This window comes from Halobacillus litoralis (assembly GCF_009856415.1).
Taxonomy (GTDB): domain Bacteria; phylum Bacillota; class Bacilli; order Bacillales; family Halobacillaceae; genus Halobacillus; species Halobacillus litoralis_C.
This window is the reverse complement of record NZ_WMEZ01000002.1, coordinates 396,856-419,789: the sequence shown is the minus strand read 5'-3', so window position 1 is coordinate 419,789 and position 22,934 is coordinate 396,856. Positions and strand designations below refer to the sequence as shown.

Here is a 22,934-nt window from a genome sequence, read left to right as displayed (position 1 = left end):
TTATGATAATTAGAAATAGAAAATCTGAACTAAATAAAAAAAATATCACGAGAATTATAAATATATTATTCTATACAGCTACTATCTTTTTATTAGGTATAAATGCATTGACAGGAGAAAATATATTTTTAGTTATTGTTGCTTGTTTATTAAGTATTTATATTTTATGTTTTAATTACAAAAAAAATATTTATTTAATATTTTTTTTACTACCTTCTTTGAATGTATTTATATCACACGAAAATGGTTTTTCATACGCCACTATAATATTGTTAATATCCTTTTTAAAGTACATAATATATAGATTTGGTGAAATTGAAATTAATAATAAATTTCTTATCTTTTTTTTATTGCTAGTAGCATACGAATTGCTCCATATGTTTAATTATTCACCCTCTGAAGCCACCGCTCTAGTTAGATGGGCAATCTTAGTATTATATGCATTTATCTTGATAGCTGATAACAAAGTTTCTTTAAATTTCCGCAAGCTAACTTTATTCTTCGTTTTTGGCATCTTTAACTCTGGACTGCTAGGCTTAATAGGGTTGTTTGAAAATGATTCTGAATATTATAGGTTTGAGGGGGCCAGTGGGGATCCAAATGGTTTTGGAATGAGTGTTTTACTTGCTATACTATTCTTAATCAATATTCAAATGAAAGAAAATCAAATGAAAACTAACTATATTGCCCTAATTGTCATAATGTATATCTTAGGGTTAATGACACTTTCTCGTAGTTTTATTATAGTTAGTTCAATTGTATTTATTATTTATTTTATTTATAGTCTTTTATCAAGCAGGAAAATACATAGGAAAGTTTCTATGTCAATCATCGGTGTGTCTGCTTTAATAACTCTGCCTTTCTTTAATGAAATATCAAATATTATACAATCTATTTACAATCGATTTGCATTATCAAACAGTATGAGTGAATTAAGCGGCTCACGCTCTCTTGTAGTAGAACTATACTGGGAAAAGTTTTCTGAGGCATCACTTCTTCAAATATTATTTGGAGAAGGATTAATGGGATACTTAAATAACTATAATATTAGGTTACAAGGAACAATTGTAGGACCACATAACACATATCTAGAAATGATTATATCCTGGGGTATATTAGGGAGTTTTTTATTTGTATTTTTTTTGTGGTTAGTATTTAGAATTGGAAAAGTGAAATTCAGTGGTGAAGTTACTTTTATATCTTTACTACCTTTATTTAGTTTTTTGTTTTATTTGCTAAGTTTACAATCATTAAGTAAATATATTACCTATTTTTATTTAGTTCTTATAATAATGAATTTGTATTATAGTGTAAAAAATAAAGAGCATAATCACTCGCAAAGTAAAGGTTTTTTTACATGAAAAATGATTTAATTAAGAAATTCTTCTCGTTTTCGTATGGAAGTTGGATAGGTCTTTTTATTGGATTAATAACTACTGTTGTAACCACAAGAATATTGACACCTGAAGAGCTTGGAAAAGCATCTATGTTCACATTATTGATTACTGTCAGTATGATTATTTCTACTTTTGGTACTGATCAGGCATTTATAAGGTTTTATTATGAAGAAGATGAAAACAATAGAGGGAAGCTTCTTTATTCAAGCTTGAAAATTCCTGTTCTCATAACATTATTACTCTCATTAATTATATTATTCTATCACGAGTCAATAACATATTATTTATTTAATGAAAGTAGTATGCTGTTAACTATTTCTGTAATTATCGGGGTGATTTTTCAAACGCTTAATAGGTTTGGAAAATTAGTGATTAGAATGCAACAAAAAGCTAATTGGTATTCGCTGATAGAAATTATAAGCAAAGTACTTCCTTTACTTTTCATTGTTATATTTTCAATTTATTTAGGATCAGATTATAAAATAATGATATATTCATTGATTTTAACATTAGTGATTTCATTTTTTATACAAGCTAGTTTAGGAAAGAAGTTATGGAAGGTAAAACATCAAAGTTATTCTTCTACTAAATATAAACCTATAGATATTATAAAGTATGGATCGCCTTTTGTTTTTACTGTATTAATAACATGGCTTTTTCAATCTTTCGACAGAATAGCGATAAAGCAATGGAATAGTTTTGAAGAACTTGGGATATACACAGCAGCGTATAAAATTGTTGGCCTAATAGTAGCTTTACAAGCAGCATTTTCTTCTTTCTGGACTCCTGTGAGTTTTGAAAGGTATAAAAAGTTCCCTGAGGACACAAAATTTTATAGTGAAATCATGAAGATAATTACATTTTTAATGTCCATTCTCGCAGTTCTAACTATTCTAAGTAAGGATTTATTTGTTCTGTTACTTGGGAATGATTACCAATCATCATCCTTAGTAATCCCTTTTTTAATATTTATGCCTATCTTTTACACTATTTCTGAAATTACCGTGGTAGGGATAAACTTTATGAAGAAAACAATGTGGCATGTACCTATTGCAATAGTTTCGTGTTTTATAAATATTATTGGAAATTGGATGCTTGTTCCAAAACATGGTGCAATAGGAGCTGCAATTGCTACTGCAATTTCATATTTGTTTTTCTTTATTTTACGCACACATATTTCGATGAAAATGTTCCCTGTAAATTATGAATTGAAAAAGTTTTATTTTGTAATTTTGTCTGTACTAACTTTCGCATTAATTTCATTAATAAAGGTACCTGATATAATGCTACATATTATTGGTATTTTTATAATAGGGGTTATAATATTCATCTATTATAAAGACTTAAAGGTTTTTTTAAAAAATAAAAACTAAGTGTAGATAAGATGATTAACATGCTTAAAAGTAAGTGAAAAACATAAGAGTTTGAAATTCATGTAAGGAACGGTGCTAAAATCCTTAATAACAACTTTTTCCAATTCTCCAATAATTACAGATAATCGTTTCTATACTAGATAAAGATTTGAAGTATTGAAGTAGAACAACGTTCCCTTTAAATTTATGAGCAACTAGAAGGAGGTGATCAATCATGACCACATCAAAAACCTTTTAGTTTCTCAGGGGGAGTCTCGTACCTTATGGTAGCTTGCTTTTTTGGATGGACGCTGTATGGTCGAATTAAATCCCGGAGGATTTTCATTTTACCCTCGTACCCCATAGATGTATACAGTGCAGTTCTTGGTACCTTCCTTCTTACGTTTCTCTAAGTAATCTTTTCGGACTTCTTAATTACGCTATTATCACAATAAATCAAACAAAAGGAAAACAGCAGCTTTAAATAAGCGTATAAAGAAAGCGAAGCTTCCCTACATCAAGAGTATTCATGAGTTCGACTTTAGTTTTCAACCTAGTATTGACGAACTAAGGGTGAAAGAAGTGTTATTGAGTAGATACATCCATAATGGAGATAACATCCTACTTCTCGTTCCACTAGGAGTTGGGAAAGCGCATATAGCCATTTCCATGGCTTTTGAAGCTATAACGAATGGCCACTAAGCACTTTTTATCACAGCCAATGATTTTATAGCTGAGTGCCAAAAGGCTGAGAAACAAGGGTTAATCCAACAACAGATTATTAAAGGATATAGTCCACCAGAATTACTGATTATTGATGAATTGGGTTACCTTAGTTTTGATGAACTAAGCGCACACACTCTTTCAAATCATATCCCGAAGATAGGAACATGGAGCGATGATTATTACTTCAAATAAATTATACGTTGAATGGGGTAAGATCTTTGGAGATGAAGTTTTAGCAACGGCCATACTGGATCGTCTAATCCATCATTCCACGACTTTTAATATTAAAGGAGACTCTTATCAACTGAGGGAAAAGAAAAAGGCTGGCATATAGCCAAACAAAATCCGTTTATAATAGGGGGGGGGGGTGATTCCGTTGAAAACAGGGAATTTTAAACAGTTGTTGACAATTCACTAAAAAAACTTGATTCTCTTATAAAATTGGATATTACTCTGCGTACTTCGTCATTTTATCTAATTTGAGGTTATGCTGCATTTTTTAATAGACGATAAGAAACAAGCATTAATCCCGAAAAAGAATACAGAGTTTTATATAGGACTAGAACCCAATTGGGTAAAAAAATAAGAGGAGCTAAAATACATATATAATGAGGAGATAAATCATGAAAAAAAACATCGTAAGTAAAATATATAACTTATCAAGAACTCTATACAAATACAAGGTTCCTATAGTCCCTAAGTTCTTGTGGGCTTTTAATCGAATTTTTTTTAGTTGTGATATACCTTATCAAGCTGATATAGACAGTACTGTAACCTTTTCACATAATGGCTTAGGGACAGTAATTAATAAAAAGACAAAGATTGGAAGTAATACACTTGTTATGCATCACGTGACCATAGGTGGTAATATGGGCAAAACCTCGTTTAATGGGAAAGAGGAAATTTTTGCTCCAATTATTGGTGATAACGTTATATGCGGAGTTGGAGCGAAAGTTTTAGGGCCTATTACTATTGGAGATTCTGCTAAAATTGGCGCTGGAGCTGTTGTATTGAAAGATGTCCCAGAAAATTGTATTGCAGTGGGGATACCGGCAAAAATTTATAAGAATAAATAAACTTAGGATCGAGTTTTTAAGCGCGGAGACGGTTCTTACGCTTCCTATATATGTAAAAAAATATATTGTTGCACATCATTAGAAGTATAGTATAATCAAAGATTATTCAAAAATTCCCCATTTCATAGACACCAAATACACACTTCCTTCGATTATAGAAATGAGGAAGTGTTTTTCTATGCACAAATCCCCCATCTTTCCATAAGAATAGGAAAATCCAAATGAACTATATCATAGCCATCAATGCCTTCTATGAGCAACAAGGATTAAACCCTTTGACATCCGCGGCAATCAACCTTTGGCACAGCCTCATGCATGTGAATAACAAATCACGTTGGAAAAAGAGTTCACTGCTTCGATGGCCGTCCTTTATGTGAAATCCAACTTGAGCGAAAGCAGCATACGTAAAGTACGTAAGGAACTCTTTGAGAAAGGGTATGTGACGTTCAACTTCAAGATCTGGCAACCAAGCGCCCATCTATCGAAATACACCTTTATAGGAAAAAATGGACAACGCGAACGGAAGTGTGGATGAGAACAATGGCCTCAAGTCGAACACATTAATTTAAAAAAACGAAACGATAGAAAAAAAGAAGTAGTAGTAGAAAAGCAAGAGGAGAATCCTCATCATTTCTACGAGAACATCATCGAGACACTCATCATATAAAATATTGAACAATCCAAGCAGAATTTATAGAATGTCGGTGTTTGAACCCCGCTGTATGGAATAGTAAACAATGAAAGAGTGACTTTATATAAAATATAGCAGTAATAGTAAAACTGATCGGTGCTGAGTACAGTCAATATTCTATTGTAAGCAATGGTGCTAAAATCCCTAATAACAACGGTTTTAAATTTTTCGCTAATAACAGATAATCATTTCTATACTGGATAAAGATTTGGAGTGTAGAAGTGATGATCAAGATTGGGGAATTTACAATGATCAGAGAATTATTTCAAAAAGGGTGATCAATCACAGCTATCTCTAACGAGACTTGCTTTGACCTAAAAACGATTAGAAAGTACATGAAATCTGAAGGATTACCAAGGATGGATAAAGTACCTAGTAAAGGTAGTAAGGTAGATCCCTTCAAAGATTACTTAGAGAAACGCATGAAGGAAGGTACCACTAACTGCAACGTATTATTAGAAAAGATTATATCTACACCTGGCACACTTATCAGTATAGTAATCATACCTGTGATTTCCTTTTAGAAAACATAAAAGTGCTTTAATTTTCATGTAGACATTCCATGTTTTGTATTTGAGAAAATATACCACGTTAGTCTTTGATGGGTGAAAGGTGTTGCTATTTCTTATTTCTGCTCTGTTGACATACTGAAGAACGTCATATTTATTTGATATCCCTATAATATTCCCGGGGACCGAGGCTTCGTCCGATGAAGGAAACCATAATTTAGCCACAATAACATTCTCCATGGTATATACAATTGTGAATGCGGGAAAGCCTTTTCAACCTTTTCCCCTTAAGATATAATAATTATAGGCTACCTTATATTTAAGAGGAAGTTGACCTTGATGACACAAAGCAAACAGAAAAAATTAAAAAGAAATTAAGCTTAGATTTAATAAGATGATTAAACACTTAGCTCATAATAATATTAAATTCGAACTAATTACTTAAGATGAAGCAACTAAAAACAATCTTAAACTAAAAATTCCTTTTACAAAATTACCACTTATAAAAGAACCTTGAAAAGAATAAATATTATAATTATATCAATTTAGATTTTGAACTATTAGTCATTATATGGGATTCCTTCATCAAATGGAGCGTATTTCTTTTCCATCCATGGAAAGGATGCTAATTTGAATTTAAGGTATGATTCGTATAAGGTTTTCACCCATGCATTTAATTAATAATTTTTACATAATTTATGACAAGATAAGCTAGGAGGTAAGTCTATTTGAAAATCATTGTTTATATTTTAGTGTTAACCTTAATTTTTCCTTTAAGTTATAGTAATAATGTATATGCTGATGAAGATATAACAGCACCAGTTTTAACAGGGATAAACGTTATACAAGAGACTGTGTCAGTGGGAAGTTCAATTCAGGTTGAAGTGGCAGGATCGGATACAGACTCTGGTCTGGCATCAAACTCGTACATCAACTTTGTACATCCAGAAACGAGAAAGTGGATACAAGTCAGCCTTACATTAAACCAAAGCACGAGAAAATATGAAGGAAGTTATTTGTTACCAAGTGATACTGTAAGTGGAACATGGGAATTTAGTGACCTAAGGTTAACTGATAATGCAGGGAACTATAAAAGTTATAATACCTCTAGTGGATATACTGATAGTTTTATAGTAGAGGGTGGAGTAGAGGATAAAACAGCACCAGTTTTAACAGGGATAAACGTTATACAAGAGACTGTGTCAGTGGGAAGTTCAATTCAGGTTGAAGTGGCAGGATCGGATACAGACTCTGGTCTGGCATCAAACTCGTACATCAACTTTGTACATCCAGAAACGAGAAAGTGGATACAAGTCAGCCTTACATTAAACCAAAGCACGGGAGAATATGAAGGAAGTTATTTGGTACCAAGTGATACTGTAAGTGGAACATGGGAATTTAGTGACCTAAGGTTAACTGATAATGCAGGGAACTATAAAAGTTATAATACCTCTAGTGGATATACTGATAGTTTTATAGTCTCAGGAAAAGTAGGGAGTATAAATATAAGAGTAGATAAAACCAGCCCTCAAAAGTTAGGGTCATCAATTACATTAACGGCAACCTCAACGGGCAGTCCAAATCCGATGTATAAGTTCTGGGTACGAGAAAATGGGGTTTGGAAAGTGTTAAAAGACTATAGTACAGAAAATACGTTCATATGGACACCATCAACAAAGGGAGAGTATTTATTCTCCATTCATGCAAAGGATGCAGATTCCAGTTCAAGTTACGATGCGTATAAGGCATTCAACTATACAATTGGATCAAAAGTAGAAAATGTGGATGTAACAGTAGATGAAGCCAGCCCTCAAAAGCTAGGTACATCAATTACATTAACGGCAACCTCAACGGGCAGTTCAAATCCGATGTATAAGTTCTGGGTACGAGAAAATGGGGTTTGGAAAGTGTTAAAAGACTATAGTACAGAAAATACGTTCATATGGACACCATCAACAAAGGGAGAGTATTTATTCTCCATTCATGCAAAGGATGCAGATTCCAGTTCAAGTTACGATGCGTATAAGGCATTCAACTATACAATTGGATCAAAAGTAGAAAATGTGGATGTAACAGTAGATGAAGCCAGCCCTCAAAAGCTAGGTACATCAATTACATTAACGGCAACCTCAACGGGCAGTTCAAATCCGATGTATAAGTTCTGGGTACGAAAAAATGGGGTTTGGAAAGTGTTAAAAGACTATAGTACAGAAAATACGTTCATATGGACACCATCTACAAAGGGAGAGTATTTATTCTCCATTCATGCAAAGGATGCAGATTCTAGTTCAAGTTACGATGCATATCAGGCGTATACCTATACAATTAACGAATAACTTTAACTTGTTCTATTTCGGCACCTCCCCCCAATGCGTTAGAGCGCTAAAGGTAGCGGAGTATCAACGGTTTGTAAATGATACTATGCTGTTTTTCATGGTCTAAATATTTGTAATTGCATATATACACATACTCAATTTAGTTTGGTATATGACAGACTCTCCTTCAATTACTTGTTTCATTTAATTGCCGTCTTTTTTTCTAATAAAATCGTTTAATTATTAGAGGAAGCAGGCGGGCTCCTTAATGTCAGGGGATACTCTTTGGCAGTATTCATTCCATAAGTGTGTCATTTCCTCCATATGGTCGTCGCAGTCCAATTGTTTTTTTGGAATAATGTAAGCACCGTTTGTTGCGCTTTATTCATGGAACCGTTCTCCTCTTTAAAAAAGTTCTTAATTGAAGTTTATCGGGTTTGGCTTGCCTTTCTCAATTAAGGACACATGACATTTAAAAATGCAACATAGCAAGTCATCCATACAAATTCGTCCTGCTATCCATCGTGTCTGACGCTAGCCCGGATGCCAATGGAGAGCCACTGTTACAGCGAATGAACTTCAAGGCCCTCAACACTGTGGGTCCGACTCCATGCGTGCTATGTTGCCGCTCTACACTCATACATACAGAAAGGTCATTACTCAGTGCTCTCACCCACATCCACACGCTTTTCATATACGTTCGTGTTCTAAAAGGTAAGCTTAATACGAATAGGAGAGAACGATGTGGGGGAATTGACACCTTTTAACCCGACAGGAAGAAAAGAACTTGATGATCTGATTCTAGAATTCCTAATGTACAGAGAAAAAATGTCAAATGCGAAATCAAGGGCGGAAATGGAATATCACTATAATATGGCGATAAGGGTTCTAGAGGAAGCAAGATCTAAAAGAGAAGAATGATCAGGGGAGGCTGGCTCAGCATCGTTTTTTTGATGCAGGGCTTTTTTAGTGGAGCGGACACAGCCACGACATTGGTACAGTGGGGCAAGATTTCATATTACGGCAAGGGGAAACCATGGTAGTGAGCTGTTTTATGATGATTAAGATCGTTTCTGAAGTGAGCAGCTAGAGAATGACCGTTACTTTTCAAAAGTTATTCGCTATATTCACCTTGGTCCGGTGAGGACAGGGATCGTCAGCTATCCAGAAGAATTTTATTGGAGCAATTTCCTTGGGTTTTACGGATAGATCGTGTATCCGCTTTTTTAGGGGATAGGTAACTAAAACCCAAAAGTTGGAGACATGGATTTACTCAGCTGTTAAGTTGGGGAACTATTTCAAACGTTGGTCTTTTGTTAATTCGATAAGTCCAAAACTCTCGCTTCTATTCTTGGCGCTGTTTCCATGCTTAATAAACTAGGTCGTTTTTCTCAGTTTACTTTTAAAGACTATGAATATATGAATGCTTTATCATTGCTTCCTTTATTTGTAGTACAATTATATGGTAAATAATTCAAGGAGGGATGTGTGCGTATGAAAAAACTGTTGACTTTGATATTGTCACTTTCGTTTATCTTGTCACTTTCCATTACAAGTGTAAGTGCTGCTGATTCTTTCCCGGATTTGGATAAAGTAAGCTGGGCAAAGGATGAAATACTATACTTGAATGAAGAAGGAATTGTTTACGGGTTCCCGGATGGTACGTTCGGTCCGATGGGAAATGTGACACGCGCAGAGGTAGCAGTCATGCTTATACGTGATCTTTACCCAAATCAGTCCCATGAAGGGGACATACCATTCGATGATGTAGCCAAAGATGCTTATTATTCTGATGAAGTAGGGGTCGCCTATGAAGAAGGGATCATCAAAGGTTACGACGGAAATATGAGACCAGAAGATCCAATCACCCGTGCAGAAGCAGTAGCTATGGTTGATCGTGCCTACACCATCCAAAGAAATGGAGAAGTCGATGTTTTTCCTGATGCGGGAGATGTGCCATGGGCAACCAAGAGCATCCTTGATCTAACTTCTCAGCAGATCATCCATGGGAATCCTGATGGAACGTTCGCTCCTTTAGAAGATATTACGCGTGCGGAATTCGCCAGAGTGCTGGCTGCAACCATTGAGCCTTCCTTCCGATCTGACCATTTGAGTGAGAATGAAATCGCTCAAAAAACAGAAACTTTGAAGGAGGAAGTTTTCACAATTTTATACGATGATTTAAAGGAACACGGTGCAGATAGCGAAGACCGTGATTATCAAAGAATTGAAGACGAAATGGCTGAGTATGTAACGAGTGACTTCAACCAAGAAGTCGAAGAAACCTATTATGAAGCATGCTTAAGCTGTGATACTTTATACTATGACAATAACTTCGCCTGGGACATTCATATGAATGTGATGGAGAATAACAGTAATAAGGTCATTGTTGAAACGGCACAGATGGAAGCTTTCACATACACGGGGGCATTTAAAACCATTACTCTCATCAAAGAAGATGGCAAATGGAAGCTGGATGCGATTGTTAGTGAAGTCTTTGACGCTGATCGCCACCTCGATCTGACCGTAGAACAGGCCGAGCAGAGAATTTATGATGAGTTTAAAGTAACGGATGTCACTTACCTGCACACGTATGAGAAAGAAATACAGGATTATGACGGAGATTCTTATACTACTGAAATCCATGTGTTCAGGAACAACGAAGATGGTGCTAAATTTGAAGTGGATGCATCAACGGGCGGGACTGACATTTAAGTAATGAATAAAAATGAAAGAGGCCGGGACAAAACTCAGTCTATTAAATAAAGAAGAGCCCTACGAACCAAATTGGTAGGGCTCTTCTTTTTATGTTGTTACTTCTCATTTGAGTTAAGTGGAACTGGCCTTGCACATACAAAGGAAAAACTGCTCCAAAGCCTTTTAGCTTTGGAGCGGTTTTGAAGGTCGGTGCCTGCACAGATACACATATACAAGATATAAAAAAGAGCGTAGTATCACCTAAAGACCTTTAATACTACGCCAACCTTTAGCACTCTAATGCGCCGGGGGGCATATATACATATTGAATTTGGAACGATAACGGTATCTGTTAGTCTCTTATTCAATTATTTTTTCATACGATCCCCGTCTTTTCTTCTAATAGGATCGTCTAATTGTTAGCGGGGGGAAGGCTTTTTTATTTAACTGGGTACATTGGAGCAATACACTACATAAAGGTTGGGGAAATAAGCTATGATTTTGTAATGATTTTATCTCAACAAATAAAAGTGGAAAGAAGAAACGCTTGAAGAAAGGGCTGCTTCGTTCAAGTGACTGTAAAGAATTCGTAGTTAAAAAAACTTCATAGAAAAGGAAGGAAACGAAGGAAACGAAGGAGTTAGTAGCACGTGCTAGTTGAATGATGAACGATCATAAGACACGCATACCTATAAAATTTCAAATTCAACAAAGAAGCATTGTCAAACGACTTATTTGCGTTTTCACACTGGAAATAAACAATCAAAGGAGACGGGGAACTATATGGCGGAAAAAATTCTGAAGTGGTCATTGTATTCGTTAGGAGCAGTATCTCTTATTGTAATTGGGGCAATTGTTTGGGTTGTTTTTTCTGGGTTTCAATCAGAAGGTAATTCCATGACGAAAGAACAGGAACAGATTATGAAGGAAGTTAACGAACCAACGGATCAGAAAGAAATAAAAGCAGTTGAAAAAGACGGTATTCCTTCTGAAGGTTCTTTTAGACAGGAACTACACGAAATGACGCACCAAAAGGTTCGAGCTAACAAAAAGCGCGGAAGTCAACAAATGACGGCAGAGCAAATTGACCATATGCTTGGTATATTGAAATCAGTGGAAGGAACCGAAGACCATTACGAACATTTTGATTTTTATAAGAAGTCGTTGGAAGCATGGGACAAGGGTGACTTCTCCAACGCCGTAACTGTTCACAATACCATTTGGGAATGGCAAAACGGAACGATCGGTAGGGCGACGGGACTTATGAGCGAAGAAGAAGAACGTGAATATATCAAACGAAAGTTCTAACAATCAACTCTTTATAATACATCTGCTTTCCAAATAAAAACCGCTCCAAAGCATAGTAGCTTTGGAGCGGTTTTGGATAATGTTTAATAAAGCAGCAATCCTTCTTCCCCTTGAGACTGAATGTCGTAAATCTTCCATGTTCCATCTTCCTTATAGAAACGGTAGGTTCCCACCTCAGAGATAGAGGAAGTCCATACATTACTTCCATTTCGTTCATAGGGGAAAGTCACCGTTCTTTCCACTTCCCCCTGGGTAATCTTCACGGCAGCGAATCGATTGGCTATATGAACGGCATGTCCTTGTTTAGGTGTAGTCACTTCATAATCCACTGAAGTTCCATCTTCCATTCCTTTGATGTCATATGAATGACTGATGGATTGCATCGCTTCATAATATCCAGTAGTCCGTTCTTGTGTCGCCCTTAATTTTTCATAATCCTTCGTTTCAAGAGCAGACGTCCATTCTTCGGATAATTGGTGAATGAGGTTGACCAGATATTCTTCCGTAGGAACATTACTTTGTTCTTTGTCTAACGCACGCTTGATCATAACAATGGATTCCGCACGATTAGCGTTTCGGTTTGGTTTGAATTCTGTCGTAGATACCCCGTGAATGATGCCGACTTTACTCGCTTGATTGATCGCATCTAATGCCCAGTGCTGAGATAAGTCGTCAAACGTTTTGACAGATCCTTTAGAGAAGTCAATGCTGTCTTCCATCGCTCGAATAACGATGGAGGCAATTTCTGCTCGTGTAATGGGACGGTTTGGTTCGAACTTATTTTCTCCTATCCCATAAACGAGTCCTTGGGAAGAAGCAATACGGACACTCTCTTCAAACCACTTTCCTTTAATATCTTTAAAATCCGTTCCACCTTCTACTTCCTTCAGGTCTAAAGCACGATTTAGGATGGCTACAAACTCTGCGCGCGTAATGGACTGGTATGGGCGGAATTCTCTTCGGCCATCCGATAATTCATACCCCTGCACAAGAGATGCTTTTGCAAACTGATCCATTTCTTCATACGCCCAATGCCCCTCAATATCGACAGGTTCAAACGGATAAGCATGGGCTTGAAGATTAGGAATCAAAAAGAAAACCATAACAACAGATGTCACAAACATTATTTTTTTCAAAACATTCATCCTTTATATTATTTTTGAAAGGGCTCTGACTCCCCAATAAAGGAGAGGGCTGGAATACAACGAGTGCTTTCATTGATATATTCATAGATACTATTAATTATTTAAGAAACAGCTACAACAATAGTTTGATATGTAAGGGTAAGAGTACTAAAAAATGACAAGAAGAGCCACGCATCAGATTAGCACAATCATCGCACTTTTACAATCCTTCGTTCCCGAAGGTGACATCTTCAGTATCCACAACATTTAGAGGTGATTTCACGTTGTTTTTATATGAAATGTATATGCTTAATTTCCCACTATCATTGAAACTTTTTCCATCCTGTAATCGACTTATTGGAGTGAAAGGGATTAAATTGCATAGTGGATCTGAATCACGATACTAAAGGTATAGTGGTTCATAACCTTAAGTACGATGGTGGAGGTTGGTTATGAAACCACTTATAGTAATACTGCTTTTTATGGTGATGATAGGTGACTCTGCGGTTGGGTAATCATGAAACTTTATTATTAATATAGCTGGTCATTATATGGAAGGTGTGATTCTTTGAGAACGTTAATCATGATTTACGTTGCTCTCCTCTTAACTGCTTGTGGTTATGGAACTGTCGGTTCTAACGATGAACCTAACATATTGTTGCCAGGCGACTCTCCAGATATATACGGTTATATCATGGTAAAAGATAGGGACGGAATCCTGGTGGTAAATCCGGAAGGCAAAGACTTCTCGCATACTAAAGAAGAAGAAGATTACCACGAAGCTATTCGAGTAAGGATGAACACTGATGCTGAAGTTGGTGAAGAGGTAGAAGTTTGGTTAGAAGGAGGAGTAGAGGAATCTTACCCCGGTCAGGCCAATGGGGATAAGATAAAGGTCGTTCCGGAGAAGAAGCCGGATGGTGCGGATCTTTATCCTTCTGAAGCTTTAAGAAAAGCGATAGACAAACACGCACTTGGGCAAGGTGTTGTTGTGGTGGTGTCTTCTACGTATGAGGATGAAGAGGACCAATGGCAAATAACACTGAAAAATACGTTTTCGACGGAAGAGGAAAGAGAGCGAATCGTTGTAAGAGACTGAGACTGTATTTTTTGGGGTTGCCTCCAAATATAATAGAGGCTCAGAGGGAGCGTAGGGTTGAGGGTTTGTCCTTGATGCTACGCTTTTCCATGCTTTATATGCTTATATGTTCATATACGCACTTTTGTTGGTGCTGGCGTACATTGAAAACATAGCTGAAATGGGATTTTCGATTTAATCCAAATGGTATATTGTTCTCCCCTTAAAACTACTGAGGGCTAGTATAGCTTCAATGGTAATAAGGAGAAAGATAGAGGCTTTGTTACATAATTGTAAAATAATGTCGAAATATAGTGTGCTACGATAGTAAAAGAGAAAAAACAATCCATTCATACATAATCAGGAGGTACAATCTTTTGGGGAAGAAATTTTTCAGTGTCGTGTTAACAAGTCTTATGGCCATGGTCTTATTTGTACCACAAACTCAGGCAGCATCCGTCTCAGGCGAGGAAGTAATCAAACTTGCAAAAGAACATCTTGGAACGCCATATCAGTGGAGTGGAGAAACTTCTGCTGGGTTTGATTGTTCCGGATTTACATACTACATAATGGACAAAGTAGGAGTCAATCTTTCAAGGGGTTCCTATGATCAATATAAACAAGGGACCTATGTATCGAAATCAAATCTACAAAAAGGTGACTTGGTTTTCTTCTCGGGTACATATAAACAAGGAATTTCTCATGTAGGGTTTTATATCGGAGACGGGAAAATGATTTCGGCTACTAAAAGTAGAGGAGTTGCCATTGACCCTGTCTACTCTGGTTATTGGGGAGATAAGTACACGGGCGCCAAAAGGTTTTTACATAACAGTTTTTTCAATGATGTATCCAGTGGTTACTGGGCCTATAATGAAATAAAACATTTAAATAACGAAGGAATCATCAATGGTTATTCTGATGGAAGTTTTGGACCTACAGATCATGTCACCAGAGCACAAGTAGCTATGATGGTGGGCAAGTCTTTGAAGCTTAATCCATCTTCATCCACCCAATTCGAAGATGTTTCTTCTTCACACTGGGCATATGGCTACATCAATGCGGCAGTGAATGCTGGTCTGGTCACTGGTTATGGGAACGGTACATTCAAACCAGATGAAGCGATTACCAGATCTGAAATAGCAGCCATCATTAATAGAGCTTTCGAATTCAGCAATAAAAGCAGTTCCTATCGTTTTAAGGATATGAGCTCTTCTCATTGGGCCTATGATGATGTGTATACATTAGCGTCGAATTCTATCACTTCAGGATATAATGACAACACATTCCGCCCTAATCAAGAAGCAACAAGAGCTGAATTTAGTGCTTTCTTGTATCGTTCATTAAATTAAACCAAACCGTTTCACAAGTATCTATAACTCAAATGGGTGATGATTAAACCTCTTTTTTTAGGCTGGGTACAGAACAAGGTCTTGAATTGAAGGGGTGTACTATGTACGTTATGGTTGCAGGCATAGGTTTGGTCATATAAAAAATCCTAAAATCAATATATAAATATTAAATATACAACGATAGCCCCCACTTCTTATCCCTTAAGAAGTGGGGGCTATCGTTGTTGAAATCCATGAACAAAGTAGGCTTCTGCTTATGGTGAGGTTTTCCTTTAATGCTTCGCTTCTATTTACAGTACTTGTATGTGTATTGATTGTTCCGGGGCTTCTTTAATAAAACGTGCAACTCTCGAAATAATAAGAGAGATGGGAGGGATAATCATGGCAAAAGGAAACAAAAAACTTTCGAATAAGAATGCACAAATTCATGATCGTAAAGAAGAGAAACAGCCGAGGGAAAAACGATAATAAAAATTGTTCCCTCTAAGGTGCTTTTTTTAACAATTGGGTGCCCACATTTAGAAGGGAAATAAACTGAGTTGAACTGAGTTGATTCTCTGTGCGGTAGATCGACATAGGATGGCGTAACACCAGAGTCAATGATCTATGGTGTTACGCACTTATGGCCATGTAAAATAGTCTGTTGGGGTTAAGCCTGTATTTAGTTAACTAGATTTCTCCAACACCAACTTTTCTTCTTTCGCTTTAGCCGTCAGTACACTTACAATCCCCATAATGACAAAGGCCGCAGCTGCACTAAAGAACATGGCGATAAAAATATTTCCGATTAAGTTAAGAGACGTAAAGGTTACATACAGGGAAGCACCCGTAACCACAGCGGCGATCGCGCCATAATGATTCGCCCGGTTCCAGAAATACCCGAGGGTGATGGGCGCGATGATACCGGATATGATTGCGGAGAAGCTGAACTGAATCAGGAAGGCCAGGGACTCTGGTCGTTCTAATGAGAAGTAGAGAGACAGGAGTCCTACGACAATTAGGGATCCTTTCGCCACTTTCAATGAATTGTTGTCCAATTCTTGTGTGGACATTTTCCTTGATGTCAGTAACGGCGCGACGACGCGGTACAGGTCGTTACCGATACTTGTGGTAATTCCTAAATACAAGCTGTCGGTACTAGATAGGATTGCAGAGATAATACCGACGATCATGATGGCTGCGATGACACTCGGGAAAGCCTCAATGACATAAGTCGGAATGGCCGCATCGGCACTTTGCAAACTTGGGAAAAGCACGCGGGCGGCGAGACCACCGAGCACCATCAGCGTTGATATGATGCAGAGCACGAGCCCTGCGGATAAGGTGAACGGTGCCAGGTCTTCTTCTTTTTCGATCGACAGGACTTTGTTCAACAGGTGTGGCATCAATACGAAACTAAATAGCAGGAACTGTACAGCCATGATGGCGAGCGCGCTGTTGTAGGGACCGCCGTCTGCAATGGCTGCGGTCAGGTTCGGGTCGATGCTATTCAGCCGATCGGTTAGTACACCGAAGACATTCCAACCTCCACCGATTGTCCAGAAAAAGGAAACGACGATGAATACTGATGTAATTGCCATAAGAATCCCCTGGATGCCATCCGTGATGATTTGTGCGAAGGCACCGCCTAGACCGATGTAAAGAATCGTGATGGCCACACCGATGATGATACCCCAGAAGTAGGGGATACCGATGACGGTTTCAAAGATGGTCGCAAGTCCGACATTTTGTCCGACGATATAATAGACATTGAATAAGATCAGTAAAGAGACGATGGCTTGCAGGGCTTTCGAGTTATAACGTTTTCCAAGCCACTCCGGAAGTGTCGACACATGACCGAATTTCTTCCCATAACGCCAGAACGTTTTGGCGAATAGAAGAAGGCCGACCCAGGATACGCCAAAGCAGCCAAGGGTGTACCAGAGCACGGCGGTCCCGTGTTCGTAAGCGAGGCCTGGGACGCCGATGAATAAGTTGGCACTGGCGTAGGAAGTGGCAAAACTTGCGCCGACCAACCAGGGACTGACTTTTCCCCGGGCTGTTGCAAAACCGGACATCGACTGACTGTGCGCCCGCCCTTTTTTACCCACCCACGTCACAGCGGCAAAGTATACAGCTAACAGAAGGATAACGGTCCATAGCAATACACTGGAACTTGTAAGCATCGTTTATCGTCCTCCTTTCTTCGTCGTGTAAAAATTCTTCCATATGAATAGTCCGAGTAACCAGAATAAAGCAACAGCTATGAAATACGTAAGGATCATATCGTTTCCTCCTGTTTTTTGAAGAATGGCAATGGGTGTGGTCCGATTTCACTGATTTCCATTTCGACTTTTAGGTTCTGGGTTAAGGCAGTTCCTTCTACCAAGACATGTGTCAATAGGGAAGGTCCTTCTTCCAGGGCGACGACGCCGACCACATAGGGCGTATGTTCCTGCCACGCTGGATGTCCGGCCCGATGGATGACGCTCCATGTTTTCAGCTTCCCTCGTCCAGAAGCTTTTTTCCAAGTTAACGAATCATGAAAACAATGGGGGCAGTGCTCGCGTGGGTAGAAGATCCATTGCTCACACTGGTCACATTGCTGAAGACTGAGGTGTCCGGCATGGATGCTTTCCCAGAAAGGCTGGCTGATCGGTGTAGCCGTAGGACCTGGTAAAGAAATGTTTTGTAGTTGGCTCATCGTTCTCCTCCTAACACAAGGGCCGTCGTTTCGCTTAATGTGGCTCCGTTCCCCGTCACAAGAGCCTGTTTGGCATCTGGTATTTGACGGTTTCCAGCTTCGCCTCTCAATTGATGGACGGCTTCCACGACGTGTGACATGCCGCCGGCCAAGTCTGCTTGACCGAAGCCCAATTGTCCTCCATGCGTGTTCAATGGATAATCTCCGTCATGACCGAAGCTGTGGTTTTGGACAAACTCTCCGAACTCACCTGGCTTACATAGTCCTGCACTTTCAAGGGTGGTGGCAACGACGCTTGTATAACAGTCATACAGGGAGAAAAGGTCGATGTCTTCAATGTTCGTATGGGCTTGGTCAAGTGCCCTTGGGATTGAATAGTTGAACGGCAGAGCGTCTATACTTGGCGCCTGGCTTACCGCCCGGTGGGTGATCTTTTCACCAGCTCCTTTCAAATAGACTGGTTTATGCTTCCCTGAGGCAGCTTTTTCCGCTGATGTTACGACGACGGCTGAACCACCGGCGACAGGCATGACGATTTCCAGCAGGTGAAGCGGATCGGCAATCATCGGAGAGGCGAGAATATCTTCGACTTCCACGGGTTTTCCATAAAAAATCGCTTCCGGGTTCAACTGAGCATTTTTCCTGTGCCAGTATGCGATCCTTGCGAAATCTTCCTGTGTAGATCCGTACTCTTCCATGTGCTGTCTTTTTAAGAGAGCATAGGAAGTATTCGCTCCCGATGCCCCGAAAGGCACATCAAATTCACGGATCGGATTGCGGTTTGGGGATCGCAATGTTTCTCCTTTTTCATTTTTGTTAGCTAAGACACAGACGACGGTTTCGCACATGCCGGCCTGGATGGCTGCGGCTGCTCTCCAAATCATCCCCGGACCGGTCGCTCCCCCGAGATCCACTGTGTTGGACATACTGGGATCGATTCCTAAGTATTCGGAAACCGTCGCCGGCACATGCTGCGGCGTTTCCCCGACTTGTGGTCCGACGAGCAGTCCGTCAACGTCTTCCTTGGAGATGCCGGCATCCTGGATGGCGAGACGGACGGATTCTGCAATCAAACTTAAGGTGGTTTTTCCTTCTGAATAACGGACGGGCTTCAGCTCACCGATTCCGGTGATCGCTCCTCGAATTTGGCTGGCCATTACACGAACTTCCTTTCTGAAAGCTGACGAAATGCTTGTAAGCTTGATGGATTACGTAAGGACGCTTCGTTTTTCACTTCTTCTCCTAAAGCGGCTGTTTTCGCTGCTCCTTCGACTCTTTTTCCATTGATGGTATGGGGGATTTCCTCCACTTGATAAATCCGTTTGGGTACATGACGGGGAGAAGCTTTGGCCCGGATCTGCAGGCGTATTTCTTTTGCTAATTCTTCCGTCAGTTTTTCCGTAACAATACAAAGGATGATTTCTTCGTCGTTATCTTTCGGTAATCCGAACACGACGCTGTCTTTGATTTCTTTGATATGGTCGACGACACCGTAAATTTCTGCCGTTCCAATTCTTACGCCACCTGGATTCAATGTCGTATCGGCACGTCCATAAATGATGAACGATTGGTCGATGGTTTGTTCGGCTAAGTCCCCATGTGTCCAAATCCCTGGTCGTTTGGAAAAATAGCTCTTCCGGTAACGTTCCTCTCCACCTTCACCTAAGAAGGTGAGCGGCATGCTTGGGAATGGCTTCGTACAAACAAGATCGCCCTTTTCTTCGTAAACAGATGCTCCTCGCTCATCCAATACATCCACCGCCATTCCTAACGCTTTGCACGCGATTTCGCCTTGCTTCAGTGGGTGAACGGGAGAGCCCATCACAAAACAGCCGATGATTTCTGTTCCGCCGGAAATGGAAGCAAGGAACAGATCTTGTTTGATTGTCTGATAGATCCAGTTGTATTGCTCTGGTGCTAAGGGAGCCCCGCAGGATAGCAGACTTTTCAAAGTGTTGAGCGAGTGACTATTTTTCAGATCGACACCTGCTTTCATCAATGTATCTAAGTACTTAGGACTTGTACCAAAATGGGTGATGCCGACTTCATCCGCAATGTCCCACAAATGGGTGAGGGAATCCTGCCTTACTGGCGAACCGTCATACAATAGAATCGCCGCTTCACTGGCTAACCCTGAAACGAGCCATGGATACATCATCCAGGCGGTATTGGTGTACCAGAACAACACATCATTTTGCTGGACATCACAGTGCAATTGGTGTTCTTTCACATGTTGCAGGAGTGTCCCGCCGACCGAATGAACGATTGCTTTCGGCAGTCCCGTCGTTCCCGATGTATATAAAATATATAAGGGATGGTTAAAAGGGACGGGTTCGAATGTCGGCTCACTGGCTTCATTGTTGCAAAGCTCGTCCCAGGATAGAGATTGGAGTCCTTCTATAGAAGTTTCGTCTCCGAACGTGACGAGTGCAGATAGTCCATCCAAGTGCTCTGTCGTCTGTTTGATTTTGTCCACGATATCGAATGGTTTCTGCTTATATTGATAAGAGGTTGCAGCAAATAATACTTTCGGTTTCACCTGACCAATGCGATCGACGATTCCTTTTGTCCCGAAGTCTGGGGAACAGGAGGTCCATGTCGCTCCTAATGATGTCGTCGCAAGCAGGGCGACCAACCCTTGGATATCGTTCGTTGTGACCCCGGCGACACAATCGCCTTTTTGCACACCTAACTGTTTTAACCCTTCCTGTGCTTTGGCTACGGATTCCCTCAACTCTTTTAAAGTAATGCTTTGATGAACCCCTGTCTCATTCGCTTCATAGGCAACAGTCCGATCGAGAGAACCACGCAGCAGGTTTTCAGCGAAATTCAACCGTGCTTCCGGAAACCATGTACTATCAGGCATCGAAGGTCCAGGGATAAAAAAACGGTCACCTTTCTCTCCGATAATTCCTGCGTAATCCCACACCGCTGACCAAAATTCAGCGAGGTGAGAAACGGACCAGCGGTGAAACCGTTCATATGGAAAAAGCGGCTGGCCGGTAGATTCAGCAAAAGCTTTGATGTGTGATTGTTCTATTCTTTCGCTCGATGGTTCCCATAGATAAGGGGAACGCTGAGCTGTGATCGATGTATTCATTGGATCTATCTCCTTTCGCATTATGAATGGGGAACGTCAATCAATAGGGCCATGCCCTGGCCGCCACCGCCGCAAAGGGAAGCGATACCTTTTCCTCCGCCGCGCCGCTTCAATTCATGGGCAAGCGTTAAAACGAGTCGGAAGCCTGTGCCGCCCAAAGGGTGACCAAGAGCGATCGCACCACCGTTGACATTGACCCGCTCAAAATCGATGCCAAGCTCCCTGCAACTCGCAATCACGACACTGGCAAAAGCTTCATTGATTTCAAACAGGTCGATATCGTCCGTCGTCAATTGATGTCTGTCTAATAGTTCTTGGATCGCTTGCGATGGTTTGGTTTGTAAACTCGGATCTGGTCCAGCAATTTCTGACCAGTCGATGATTTCTGCGAGCGGATCCTGCCCGAGTGATTCAGCTTTCTCTTTGGTGGTAACGATCCCAACGCTCGCCCCGTCCGTCATTTGCGATGCATTGCCTGCCGTAATCGTGCCTTCGTTGGAAAAGGCGGGGGAGAGGCTTGCTAACTTTTCAACTGTCGTTCCTTTGCGGATGCCTTCATCTTCTTCAAGCAAACCTGAAAAAGGAGCGATTTCCGGCTGCAGCCATCCTTTTTCTTGAGCCTCAGCTGCTCGTTGCTGGGAAAGGGCAGCATACTCATCTTGTTCTTCTCGATTGATTTCGAAGGAGCGGTTTTTCTCATCGGTAAGAGCTCCCATGGATACATCGGTTAAGGCGCACCACAAACCGTCGTTTAGTAACGTGTCTTTGAGGATGCTATGGCCGAGTCCTGAAGAAGCACGTACTGGAGCGGTATGAGGAGCGTTCGTCATCGAGTCGAATCCACCGACGATGTATAATTCGCCTTCGTTCAAATGCAGTCTGCGGGAGGCATCTGCGATCGTAGCAATTCCGCCTAAGCAGACATTGTTCAATGTGAGGGCAGGTGTATCGATTTCCACCCCTGCCTTATAAGCGACTTGTCTGGCAGGATTTTGGCCGCCCCCAGCCTGGATCACTTGGGCAAGCAGCACACCATCTGCTTGTTTGGCTATCGGATTTCTCTCAATTAGAGCGTTCAGCGCGTGCGATCCAAGTTCTGCTGCGGATTTCTTTTTCAAAGCCCCTTTCCACTTTCCAAACGGGGTACGAATGCCATCTAAAAGTACGGTACTCATCTATGTAGCCACTCCTTTTTGTAAATTAGAAAGAGCCCTCTTCACAAAAATAAGAAGAGGGCTCTTGGCTCTTCTTATCTTCCAGGATCATCTCCTGCAGGAATTAGCACCTTTTCAAGCGTTTGCTTGATGGTTGCCGGGCGTCAACGGGCCAGTCCCTCTGCCTCTCTGGATAAGAAATAAGTATTCAGTTGGAAAATATAAAACCTCTCTATCAGTGATAGAGAGGTTAGAGATTATGTAAATCTCTTATCTTCCTGAGCGTTCACTCAGTAGGATTTGGCACCATGCTATGAATATAGCGGTTGCCGGGTTTCACAGGGCCAGTCCCTCCACCTCTCTGGATAAGATGTT

General features: G+C 40.0%; 17 protein-coding genes, 2 pseudogenes and 2 riboswitches. Of the genes and pseudogenes, 12 read left to right on the top strand and 7 right to left on the bottom strand.

All coding sequences use genetic code 11. The features are described from left to right. Nucleotides 1-2 precede the first annotated feature (2 nt). A complete protein-coding gene (locus GLV98_RS07630; RefSeq protein WP_160913707.1) occupies nt 3-1,361 on the top strand; it encodes an O-antigen ligase family protein in 1,359 nt (452 codons plus the stop codon). Further along, entirely contained in the window at nt 1,358-2,770 is a 1,413-nt protein-coding gene (locus GLV98_RS07625; RefSeq protein ID WP_160913705.1) for a lipopolysaccharide biosynthesis protein, read from the top strand. The genes GLV98_RS07630 and GLV98_RS07625 overlap by 4 nt, the downstream gene beginning before the upstream one ends. A gap of 238 nt (nt 2,771-3,008) precedes the next feature. Here the strand turns inward: GLV98_RS07625 and GLV98_RS20105 are convergent. Continuing rightward, nucleotides 3,009-3,171, bottom strand: a pseudogene (locus GLV98_RS20105) (IS21 family transposase); the annotation flags it as partial. Between the two features lie 70 nt (nt 3,172-3,241). On the opposite strand from GLV98_RS20105, the pseudogene GLV98_RS20380 reads away from it, so the two are divergent. The 8 genes and pseudogenes from GLV98_RS20380 to GLV98_RS07590 all read left to right on the top strand — a co-directional run bounded on the left by GLV98_RS20380 (nt 3,242) and on the right by GLV98_RS07590 (nt 12,071). Further along, nucleotides 3,242-3,667, top strand: a pseudogene (locus tag GLV98_RS20380) (ATP-binding protein). Then, on the top strand, nt 3,648-3,809 hold the full coding sequence (locus tag GLV98_RS20375; protein ID WP_423785005.1) for an ATP-binding protein: 162 nt from the start codon (nt 3,648-3,650) through the stop codon (nt 3,807-3,809). Before GLV98_RS20380 ends, GLV98_RS20375 begins: the two are co-directional and overlap by 20 nt. A 289-nt stretch (nt 3,810-4,098) precedes the next feature. Beyond that, the gene (locus tag GLV98_RS07615) at nt 4,099-4,551 is read left to right on the top strand and encodes a serine O-acetyltransferase (RefSeq protein WP_160913703.1); all 453 of its coding nucleotides are present in this window, start codon (nt 4,099-4,101) and stop codon (nt 4,549-4,551) included. Between the two features lie 221 nt (nt 4,552-4,772). Continuing rightward, a complete protein-coding gene (locus GLV98_RS07610; RefSeq protein WP_160913701.1) occupies nt 4,773-4,928 on the top strand; it encodes a hypothetical protein in 156 nt (51 codons plus the stop codon). Between the two features lie 1,551 nt (nt 4,929-6,479). Further along, nucleotides 6,480-8,087, top strand: a complete 1,608-nt coding sequence (locus tag GLV98_RS07605; RefSeq protein ID WP_160913699.1) for a triple tyrosine motif-containing protein — start codon at nt 6,480-6,482, stop codon at nt 8,085-8,087. A 723-nt stretch (nt 8,088-8,810) separates the two neighbouring features. Beyond that, a complete protein-coding gene (locus GLV98_RS07600) occupies nt 8,811-8,987 on the top strand; it encodes a hypothetical protein (RefSeq protein WP_160913697.1) in 177 nt (58 codons plus the stop codon). Between the two features lie 573 nt (nt 8,988-9,560). Further along, the gene (locus GLV98_RS07595; RefSeq protein ID WP_160913695.1) at nt 9,561-10,781 is read left to right on the top strand and encodes an S-layer homology domain-containing protein; all 1,221 of its coding nucleotides are present in this window, start codon (nt 9,561-9,563) and stop codon (nt 10,779-10,781) included. A gap of 879 nt (nt 10,782-11,660) precedes the next feature. Further along, entirely contained in the window at nt 11,661-12,071 is a 411-nt protein-coding gene (locus GLV98_RS07590) for a DUF6241 domain-containing protein (protein WP_160913693.1), read from the top strand. Between the two features lie 83 nt (nt 12,072-12,154). On the opposite strand, the gene GLV98_RS07585 is transcribed toward GLV98_RS07590, so the two are convergent. Next, the gene (locus GLV98_RS07585) at nt 12,155-13,207 is read right to left on the bottom strand and encodes an S-layer homology domain-containing protein (RefSeq protein WP_160913691.1); all 1,053 of its coding nucleotides are present in this window, start codon (nt 13,205-13,207) and stop codon (nt 12,155-12,157) included. 571 nt (nt 13,208-13,778) lie between these two features. On the opposite strand from GLV98_RS07585, the gene GLV98_RS07580 reads away from it, so the two are divergent. Further along, nucleotides 13,779-14,294, top strand: a complete 516-nt coding sequence (locus tag GLV98_RS07580) for a DUF3221 domain-containing protein (RefSeq protein ID WP_237417067.1) — start codon at nt 13,779-13,781, stop codon at nt 14,292-14,294. 356 nt (nt 14,295-14,650) lie between these two features. Then, nucleotides 14,651-15,622, top strand: coding sequence for a C40 family peptidase (locus GLV98_RS07575; protein ID WP_160913687.1), 972 nt, complete (start codon nt 14,651-14,653; stop codon nt 15,620-15,622). A 665-nt stretch (nt 15,623-16,287) separates the two neighbouring features. On the opposite strand, the gene GLV98_RS07570 is transcribed toward GLV98_RS07575, so the two are convergent. From GLV98_RS07570 to GLV98_RS07550, 5 genes are all read right to left on the bottom strand, one after another. Next, nucleotides 16,288-17,787: a sodium:solute symporter family protein gene (locus tag GLV98_RS07570; RefSeq protein ID WP_160913685.1), complete on the bottom strand. Its 1,500-nt coding sequence runs from the start codon at nt 17,785-17,787 to the stop codon at nt 16,288-16,290. Nucleotides 17,788-17,882: 95 nt separating this feature from the next. Beyond that, nucleotides 17,883-18,305: a Zn-ribbon domain-containing OB-fold protein gene (locus tag GLV98_RS07565; RefSeq protein ID WP_160913683.1), complete on the bottom strand. Its 423-nt coding sequence runs from the start codon at nt 18,303-18,305 to the stop codon at nt 17,883-17,885. Beyond that, entirely contained in the window at nt 18,302-19,462 is a 1,161-nt protein-coding gene (locus tag GLV98_RS07560) for a thiolase family protein (protein WP_160913681.1), read from the bottom strand. The genes GLV98_RS07565 and GLV98_RS07560 overlap by 4 nt, the downstream gene beginning before the upstream one ends. Next, nucleotides 19,462-21,405 (bottom strand): acetoacetate--CoA ligase, encoded by a 1,944-nt coding sequence (locus tag GLV98_RS07555; RefSeq protein ID WP_160913679.1) that lies wholly within the window; start codon nt 21,403-21,405, stop codon nt 19,462-19,464. The genes GLV98_RS07560 and GLV98_RS07555 overlap by 1 nt, the downstream gene beginning before the upstream one ends. Before the next feature lie 20 nt (nt 21,406-21,425). After that, complete coding sequence (locus GLV98_RS07550) at nt 21,426-22,580, bottom strand: acetyl-CoA C-acyltransferase (RefSeq protein ID WP_160913676.1); 1,155 nt, start codon at nt 22,578-22,580, stop codon at nt 21,426-21,428. A gap of 71 nt (nt 22,581-22,651) precedes the next feature. Next, a riboswitch (SAM riboswitch) is annotated at nt 22,652-22,759 on the bottom strand. A 67-nt stretch (nt 22,760-22,826) separates the two neighbouring features. Continuing rightward, a riboswitch (SAM riboswitch) is annotated at nt 22,827-22,931 on the bottom strand. Between the last annotated feature and the right edge of the window lie 3 nt (nt 22,932-22,934).

Coding starts and splice junctions, on each gene's coding strand:
- GLV98_RS07630 (WP_160913707.1), top strand. CDS start 3: ATGATAATTAGAAATAGAAAATCTGAACTAAATAAAAAAAATATCACG.
- GLV98_RS07625 (WP_160913705.1), top strand. CDS start 1,358: ATGAAAAATGATTTAATTAAGAAATTCTTCTCGTTTTCGTATGGAAGT.
- GLV98_RS20375 (WP_423785005.1), top strand. CDS start 3,648: ATGATTATTACTTCAAATAAATTATACGTTGAATGGGGTAAGATCTTT.
- GLV98_RS07615 (WP_160913703.1), top strand. CDS start 4,099: ATGAAAAAAAACATCGTAAGTAAAATATATAACTTATCAAGAACTCTA.
- GLV98_RS07610 (WP_160913701.1), top strand. CDS start 4,773: ATGAACTATATCATAGCCATCAATGCCTTCTATGAGCAACAAGGATTA.
- GLV98_RS07595 (WP_160913695.1), top strand. CDS start 9,561: ATGAAAAAACTGTTGACTTTGATATTGTCACTTTCGTTTATCTTGTCA.
- GLV98_RS07590 (WP_160913693.1), top strand. CDS start 11,661: ATGACGAAAGAACAGGAACAGATTATGAAGGAAGTTAACGAACCAACG.
- GLV98_RS07580 (WP_237417067.1), top strand. CDS start 13,779: ATGATTTACGTTGCTCTCCTCTTAACTGCTTGTGGTTATGGAACTGTC.
- GLV98_RS07570 (WP_160913685.1), bottom strand. CDS start 17,787: ATGCTTACAAGTTCCAGTGTATTGCTATGGACCGTTATCCTTCTGTTA.
- GLV98_RS07565 (WP_160913683.1), bottom strand. CDS start 18,305: ATGAGCCAACTACAAAACATTTCTTTACCAGGTCCTACGGCTACACCG.
- GLV98_RS07560 (WP_160913681.1), bottom strand. CDS start 19,462: ATGGCCAGCCAAATTCGAGGAGCGATCACCGGAATCGGTGAGCTGAAG.
- GLV98_RS07555 (WP_160913679.1), bottom strand. CDS start 21,405: ATGAATACATCGATCACAGCTCAGCGTTCCCCTTATCTATGGGAACCA.
- GLV98_RS07550 (WP_160913676.1), bottom strand. CDS start 22,580: ATGAGTACCGTACTTTTAGATGGCATTCGTACCCCGTTTGGAAAGTGG.